The organism is Desulfobacter postgatei 2ac9, from assembly GCF_000233695.2.
In the GTDB taxonomy this organism is placed as follows: Bacteria; Desulfobacterota; Desulfobacteria; order Desulfobacterales; family Desulfobacteraceae; genus Desulfobacter; species Desulfobacter postgatei.
Genome location: NZ_CM001488.1, coordinates 2,403,734 through 2,410,012, shown reverse-complemented (window position 1 = coordinate 2,410,012; position 6,279 = coordinate 2,403,734). Strand labels below are relative to the sequence as shown.

General features: G+C 42.4%; 10 protein-coding genes. 1 reads left to right on the top strand and 9 read right to left on the bottom strand.

Features of this window, described 5'->3' with window-relative positions:
• The 8 genes from DESPODRAFT_RS20050 to DESPODRAFT_RS10980 all read right to left on the bottom strand — a co-directional run.
• Nucleotides 1-183, bottom strand: a 183-nt coding sequence (locus DESPODRAFT_RS20050) for a VirB3 family type IV secretion system protein (protein ID WP_004073545.1), incomplete at its 3' end; no start/stop codon positions are given.
• The gene (locus DESPODRAFT_RS11010; RefSeq protein ID WP_004073544.1) at nucleotides 183-503 is read right to left on the bottom strand and encodes a TrbC/VirB2 family type IV secretion system protein; all 321 of its coding nucleotides are present in this window, start codon (nucleotides 501-503) and stop codon (nucleotides 183-185) included. The genes DESPODRAFT_RS20050 and DESPODRAFT_RS11010, both read right to left, overlap by 1 nt.
• A gap of 15 nt (nucleotides 504-518) precedes the next feature.
• Complete coding sequence (locus DESPODRAFT_RS11005) at nucleotides 519-767, bottom strand: hypothetical protein (RefSeq protein ID WP_004073543.1); 249 nt, start codon at nucleotides 765-767, stop codon at nucleotides 519-521.
• Nucleotides 764-1,501, bottom strand: coding sequence for a nucleotide-binding protein (locus DESPODRAFT_RS11000; protein WP_004073542.1), 738 nt, complete (start codon nucleotides 1,499-1,501; stop codon nucleotides 764-766). Before DESPODRAFT_RS11000 ends, DESPODRAFT_RS11005 begins: the two co-directional genes overlap by 4 nt.
• 5 nt (nucleotides 1,502-1,506) lie before the next feature.
• Nucleotides 1,507-2,718, bottom strand: a complete 1,212-nt coding sequence (locus DESPODRAFT_RS10995) for a Rha family transcriptional regulator (RefSeq protein ID WP_004073541.1) — start codon at nucleotides 2,716-2,718, stop codon at nucleotides 1,507-1,509.
• A gap of 104 nt (nucleotides 2,719-2,822) precedes the next feature.
• A complete protein-coding gene (locus DESPODRAFT_RS10990) occupies nucleotides 2,823-3,167 on the bottom strand; it encodes a TraK family protein (RefSeq protein ID WP_004073540.1) in 345 nt (114 codons plus the stop codon).
• The gene (locus tag DESPODRAFT_RS10985; RefSeq protein ID WP_004073539.1) at nucleotides 3,164-3,376 is read right to left on the bottom strand and encodes a TraK family protein; all 213 of its coding nucleotides are present in this window, start codon (nucleotides 3,374-3,376) and stop codon (nucleotides 3,164-3,166) included. Before DESPODRAFT_RS10985 ends, DESPODRAFT_RS10990 begins: the two co-directional genes overlap by 4 nt.
• Complete coding sequence (locus DESPODRAFT_RS10980) at nucleotides 3,360-4,553, bottom strand: helix-turn-helix domain-containing protein (protein ID WP_004073532.1); 1,194 nt, start codon at nucleotides 4,551-4,553, stop codon at nucleotides 3,360-3,362. The genes DESPODRAFT_RS10985 and DESPODRAFT_RS10980 overlap by 17 nt, the downstream gene beginning before the upstream one ends.
• A gap of 555 nt (nucleotides 4,554-5,108) precedes the next feature.
• Between DESPODRAFT_RS10980 and DESPODRAFT_RS10975 the strand changes: the two genes are divergently transcribed.
• Nucleotides 5,109-5,816, top strand: a complete 708-nt coding sequence (locus DESPODRAFT_RS10975; protein WP_004073530.1) for a Bax inhibitor-1/YccA family protein — start codon at nucleotides 5,109-5,111, stop codon at nucleotides 5,814-5,816.
• Nucleotides 5,817-5,961: 145 nt separating this feature from the next.
• On the opposite strand, the gene DESPODRAFT_RS10970 is transcribed toward DESPODRAFT_RS10975, so the two are convergent.
• A complete protein-coding gene (locus DESPODRAFT_RS10970) occupies nucleotides 5,962-6,276 on the bottom strand; it encodes an ABC transporter permease (RefSeq protein ID WP_004073527.1) in 315 nt (104 codons plus the stop codon).
• Nucleotides 6,277-6,279: the final 3 nt, after the last annotated feature.

Below are 6,279 nucleotides of genomic sequence, written 5' to 3'. Positions count from 1 at the left end.
TTCCTGGCCAGGGCAAAAGCCGCCCGACAGAATTACCAGACCTATCAGTATCTGCCAGGGGCGGTTGCCGCTGGATACAATCAGCACGCCGGCGGCAATACCAATGGGGAAAAGCAAATCCCGCTCTATGCCCATGATCAGGTCTGAACGATGCAGTGACCGGTGTATTGCTATCCTTCGCATTATATTAATGCTCCGCTGCCGAATGTGAACAGCGTATCAATGATCGGTTCCGCCAGGGCCAGCACGGATATGATGCAGACAACAACAAGAAAACCTTTTGTCATCCCGTCCAAATCATCTTTTTTGAACCACATCACAAAAGCCGCCGCCAGGATCATCAGTATGGCAACGGATTTGGCCCACGGCCCGCGTAAGGTTTCCATCAGGGTTTCTGCCGGTGTTTCAAATTCCGAAATTGTTGATGCAAACGCAGTATCAACAAAGGTGATAACGCCAAAAAAAAGAAAGGTTGGTACAAGTAACGGTAAGAATCTTTTCATTTCTAAAACTCCTCTTTAAATAACCAGGTGAATTGACAGGCCTATAATGATGCCGAAAAGCACGGCGATCACCATATTCAGCGGGTTTGTTTTTTTGTTCGCCTCCTTGAATTTTTCTGCAAGAATATCTTGCTGGTCAGAAAGTTTTCGTGAGTATTCTTCGGCCATAAGCTCACACACAGTTGCAACGATCCAGACAGGATCATTGTCACTCACTGTCATTTTGTGCCTTTTGGCTATTTCCGCCTGGATTTTGTTTTTCATTCCTGCTGTTCCCGGGCCTCAATGATCAGGCCGGATTCATCCAGGATGTTCCAGATTTCATCCCTGGCGATTTTAAGCCGCTGTTTAGCCATGACGTTGAATTTGCCGGAATTGATTGCCTGGGCAAATGTCAGGCGGGACTTGAGCATCAGCTCCAGATCATAGCCAAAGGTTTCTTTTTTATAGGTCGGCAAAACAATGGTGGTGCCGCCCTGATCCCGGTTGGCCTTTTCCAGTTTGTGGTCTTTAAAGTCAATTTGACCGAAGAAAGGGTTTACCCATACTGTTATGGGGGTGTCCGGAAAACCTTCCATCAGGGAGGCAAGGCCCTGGATGGTATCACCTTCAGCCTGGCCGCCGGTGATCAGGGTATGCAGCGTAAGATTATGGCCGCTGGCTTGCAGGAATTCAGCAACATTGTTTTCTGATATGTACGCAGCCAGGGGAACAAATGTGCTGGCGCCGCTGTCAATGACAGCGAATGCCTCATCCGGCAGCTGAATTAATTTTTCTATCATCGTGTCAAATAACCGGCTGTTAATAGAATCACCTTCCATGATTTCTATTTTGGTCGCTTTTAATGATGCATAAGCTGTCAGGGTTGCATTAACCGGATCAGCATCAAAACATCCGACCAACTGATCTCTATCAAGCAAATACTGACTTAACAGACTGGCTGTAAAACTTTTCCCAACCCCACCTTTACCTTGCAGGATCATATTTATAGCTGCCATTTTTTTTATCCTTTTAATTGGTTATGGATGCAGCTTGCTTTGCAGCATCCGGCTTTATCGCCAAGGCACATGGCATACATGGTGCCCCAGGCTAACATTATGATTTTTTGAAAATCCTTTTTGGAAACTTTGGTGAAATCTTCAAACTGGTGAGTTTTTTTGAAATTATTAAACAAAGATTCATAATTTATTCTGTCATCATAATAGGCAATAAAATCAAACAGGCCCCTTAAAGGCTGTAATTCTTCCTCAGTACAAAGGTCTATAAAATCATTCTGCAGCATATTCATGCCTGACCAGATGTACTCCATGGCATTTTCATAGCTTGATGTGGTGATGCCTTTCAGGTTTGCTATCTGCATGTATGCACATAGTTCAGCTTCCAATTTTTCGGTGTTGGTGTTTTCGATCCATGCCCATATAGAAATTAAACCTTTGAGGGCGAGCATCTTTTTTTCCGGAACAGCAGTCCGCTGAAACCGGGGGATCGCATCAGGAACCGGTTGCAGTTGGACAGTTTCCACCTGGATTTTTTTGGAATTGACAGCCTTTAACTGATCATATGCTTTTAATTGCGCGCCCCTGGCGGCCTGACTGCGTAGAATTTGCCCCATCATGCCGAGACCGGCCAAGGTGATCCCGTAACCATCCTCTCTTGGACCGTGATCCGCAATATGGCCCATAGGGATAAAATTTTCTGCTTTGAATGCAGCGGGGATATCAAGATAATGGATTTTTGTTGCCAGGGCATTGTGGGGCTGGTCAATTTCCCGGGCCAGTTTCCAGCTTGAAATGCCGAACTCGCCGGTGGGCAATAAAACTGTCAGATCGCTGTCTATTGGTATTTGTAACGCGGCTTTTAAATATAATTTGTCTTTTTGAGCCCTTTCCATGGCGTTGAATGCCTCAATATACTTAACCTTCCAGGCCATCGCCTTCTTGCCGGTGAACCCCATAACGAGCAAAACAAAACCGTCACGGGTGAGGTCGTAGGCGGGACGAGGCTTGCCTTGCTCATCAATATATTCAGCCGGCTCAAAATTGAGCCCGCTAAAATTGTCAGAATCTTCAGGGAGTTCTGTCATAATTCGACGGATTTCGCGCAGTACATTTTTATGATCTTTCTCGAAATGTTCCGCCACCATCATTGAAGAGACTGTAAGCTTTCCGTTTGTGGTTGTAATATTGATTTTTTGTTTTTCTACTTCCAGGTCCATCGTTAAACTCCCTAAAAAATAACGGTTTAAAATTGTCAGCTCCCTACCTGTATTTAACGGGCTCAATTTTGCGCCCGTTGATTATATTTAATAATAACAATGTATTATTTTTCCTTTTTGATGAGGTTAAACGGTTTTTCATTTTCTTTTTCTTCCACAATAGAGTCTGTTGCATCTTCAATCGGGTACGGATCATTTGAATGGCTGAACTTACCCCGTATTTTTCCTGGGGTTTGACTTATGGGTTTTTCTTTTTTGAATTTTTTTTGACCGAAGGGAAACTTTTGATCGTGGTTTTCCATTATTTTAGCCCAGGCCACATAAGACATATGAATTTTATCTTTTTCGATAAAATGATCGTATATGGTCTTTTTTGAATAACCTTGGGCAAACAAGGCCTTTGCTTCGTTATGGACAGCCAGATATTGACTTTTACATGAAGGCTTCATAACTCATCTTTTTTCTGTGTGAAAGGAAAGGGTTTGTGATAATTTTTTAATATTTTAGTCCAGGAATTATATGACATATGAATAACGCCTTTTTTTAAAAAATAATCATACACAGCTTTTATTGTATAACCCTGTTTAAGCAGGGTTTGGGTTTCACCATGGATAGCAAGGTACTGACTTTTACATGAGGGCTTAGGTCCATTTTCCATAATCTAACCATCTTCTTTCTTTCAAAAACTTTGATAGTCCCGGTATCCAGCGGCCGTTATCCCGCTGCCAGTCCCGGGACATCTTGTTTTTTTTAATGATTTGTAAAAGTTTTGATGTTTTTGGCAGTTCTCCGGCCTGAACAAGTTTTTTAAAATTCATCCAGGCTTGCCATTTTCCGGTTTGCCGGGGGTATTGATTTAAAATCACATCGAATTGTTTTTTAAGGGGCAAACTATTTAATTCAGCGTCCTGTTGCTGTTTTTCAGCCAGAATCCTTTCCTGCTGTTCTTTCTGCTGCTGACGTTGAATTTGATCCTGCAGCTTTTGATCTTCATCTTTTTTCTTTTGGCGTTCTTCCGAAAAGACTTTAAAGACAAGGGTTTTAATGCCAAAAAAAGAAAAATCATCTCTGAGCGTTTGACCGTAATTTTTTTCGATTCTTTGTAATGCTACTTTGTTTGGCCCTGACAGAATTACACTGTCGTTCTCGATTTCGGCCTCCAGACAGGGGAGCATTTTAGCTGCTAAATTGAGTTGGTCTTTTTCGATAATACTCTCTCTGATTTTTGTCCAGGTTGCAGGCTCCTGGCGGTCTTGAACTGATTCTGAGGGGGGTAGGGGGGTAGTATTTATATATAATCTATCTATGGTATAATCCGACAAATTGCCGACATTTTGTTGATCCGCTTGTTGATCCACAGCATGACACTCCCGGGTGGTCTCCAGGTGGTCATTTTTTGTTATTTTTTGTTCGGTTTGAGACTCAGTTTCTGGAACCGCTTCCGGCTGATCCGGCTTAGGTGTTTCAACCGGCTTTGGCTGCTGAGGGTTTGCTTTGCCAGTCCGTAATTCTCTGAATTTAGTGATTACAGGATGAGCAAGAAAATAATACACGGTCTGCGTCCAGCCGTTGATTTCTTCTTTAACAGCGGTAATCAGCCCGGCTTCATTAAGGATCTTGATGTGTCTTTCAATGGTTCGGTAGCATACATTTGTCCGGTTGGCTAATGTTCCTATATTCACAAATGTATGGTCCTCACCAACCGCACATCTGACCATCGCCTTAAAAGTTTTTTCGATCCCTGCAGTCATTTTTCCACCATCTTTTCTTTCGATTTTCCCAAACCACAAATCAAGGTCATTCGCATAACCATGCGATATAAAACTGTAATTCATATTTTCCTTTCGAGCCGAAAAAAGAAAATACTATACCTGTAAGCTTGACAAACTCTATTTTTTGAGTTAACTTCTTAACATGTAATTCATATTAAGAAGCCCAAGGCTTCTGGAAGATCCTTAATGGCGCCTACCATTAAGGATTTTCTTTTTTGGGCGGCTTATTAGCTTAAGATTGTCCCTCCGCTAATTTATCTAAAGGTTAAAAATAACCCTTTCTTTTCCCCCCTCTTCTCCCACCTCAAGGTCTGATAATATATATTATGTTAACTTTTATATTATTAACATGATGTGCAATTTTCAATATATTTCAATTATAAAATCTTCTATTGACAACATAACTCTATCCTCCCTGTCTGATATTATCAATCAATGTCTATCGGGAATATAATCATGTTGTCAAAAAAAGTTGCACATCACGTTTATTAGGTTCTATATCCGACTGTTTTATATAATCAAAATGTAATATTGAAATCTGCCCTGCCCGTGTTATATTATTGTCAAAATCAAACAATACCTGTAACCTGACTAACATGGAATAAAAAAGGAGACCCAATGAACACAAATCTTTCCTATCAACAAACCGGAGTAATGACCCGGGTTAATACGTTTATTAGAAGCACATACAACTGGATGGCAATTGGTCTTGCCGCTACAGGCGTGACTTCATATTTTGTATCTGAAAGCCCTGGCATGATGAAGGCCGTTTACGGCAACCCCATTATGCCCTGGGTATTATTCATCGGTCTTATAGTCATGTGCGGATTTCTCAGTGCACGGATTCAAAAAATGCAGGCAAGCACCGCCACAGGTCTTTATGTGGGACTTACCGTTCTTTACGGTATCTGCCTTGCCCCAATTTTTATGATTTATACCCAGACATCCATTGCCTCAACCTTTTTTATCTGTGCTGCCACCTTTGGTGCCGCAAGTGTTTACGGGATGATAACCAAAAAAGACCTCACCGGCATGGGCCAGTTTTTAATGATGGGCTTGATAGGTATCATCATTGCCATGGTTGTGAATATGTTCATTCAAAGCTCAGCTATGCAGACCATTATCTCCATGATTGCGGTTCTGCTGTTCACAGGTCTTACCGCCTATGATACCCAGAAACTAAAATCCATGGCAGTGACCCTTCCCATCGATGCAACGGGCGCCATGGTCCGCAAAGGTGCCATTCTTGGTGCTTTAAGCCTTTACCTTGATTTTATGGGATTATTCGTTCATCTGCTCAGCTTGCTTGGTGTATCAAGGGATTAACTTTCTAACGAAGATTTTCGCCTCTTAAAAAAAAGCCCGGAACAAAAATGTTTGTTCCGGGTTTTTTTGTTTTTGTAATCTGCCGTTACATGATTTATCGTCAATGTCAGGAGCTTAAGGTTGAAAAAAGGCCCTAATATGCTAATTAACGCCCTCCCCTTCCCTTTTTATGTATGCACTTGCCTGTGGTTACAAAGGGTTGCTTCGGCCTTAACAAAAGCTGGTGACCGGGACTGAAACAGCGCTGCCGGACCATGAACATCACCACGATCTGGTAACGGATGGCTAGCATTGGGTCCTCACCGGAAAGAACCTCGCCGGTCATCATCCCCGGAATAAAAACAATACCGACGCCTGCCAGAGAGTTGACTGAAGGAATCATCCCGGCTTTAAGGGCATCCCTGAAGATATCCTGTGAGGCTTCAACGTAGGGTATAAGCTGGTAATATGAGGTTTCCACAGC

Bases quoted from the DNA above. Each gene is read 5' to 3' on its own strand.
- DESPODRAFT_RS11010 (WP_004073544.1), bottom strand. From the start codon at position 503: ATGAAAAGATTCTTACCGTTACTTGTACCAACCTTTCTTTTTTTTGGC.
- DESPODRAFT_RS11005 (WP_004073543.1), bottom strand. From the start codon at position 767: ATGAAAAACAAAATCCAGGCGGAAATAGCCAAAAGGCACAAAATGACA.
- DESPODRAFT_RS11000 (WP_004073542.1), bottom strand. From the start codon at position 1,501: ATGGCAGCTATAAATATGATCCTGCAAGGTAAAGGTGGGGTTGGGAAA.
- DESPODRAFT_RS10995 (WP_004073541.1), bottom strand. From the start codon at position 2,718: ATGGACCTGGAAGTAGAAAAACAAAAAATCAATATTACAACCACAAAC.
- DESPODRAFT_RS10990 (WP_004073540.1), bottom strand. From the start codon at position 3,167: ATGAAGCCTTCATGTAAAAGTCAATATCTGGCTGTCCATAACGAAGCA.
- DESPODRAFT_RS10985 (WP_004073539.1), bottom strand. From the start codon at position 3,376: ATGGAAAATGGACCTAAGCCCTCATGTAAAAGTCAGTACCTTGCTATC.
- DESPODRAFT_RS10980 (WP_004073532.1), bottom strand. From the start codon at position 4,553: ATGAATTACAGTTTTATATCGCATGGTTATGCGAATGACCTTGATTTG.
- DESPODRAFT_RS10975 (WP_004073530.1), top strand. From the start codon at position 5,109: ATGAACACAAATCTTTCCTATCAACAAACCGGAGTAATGACCCGGGTT.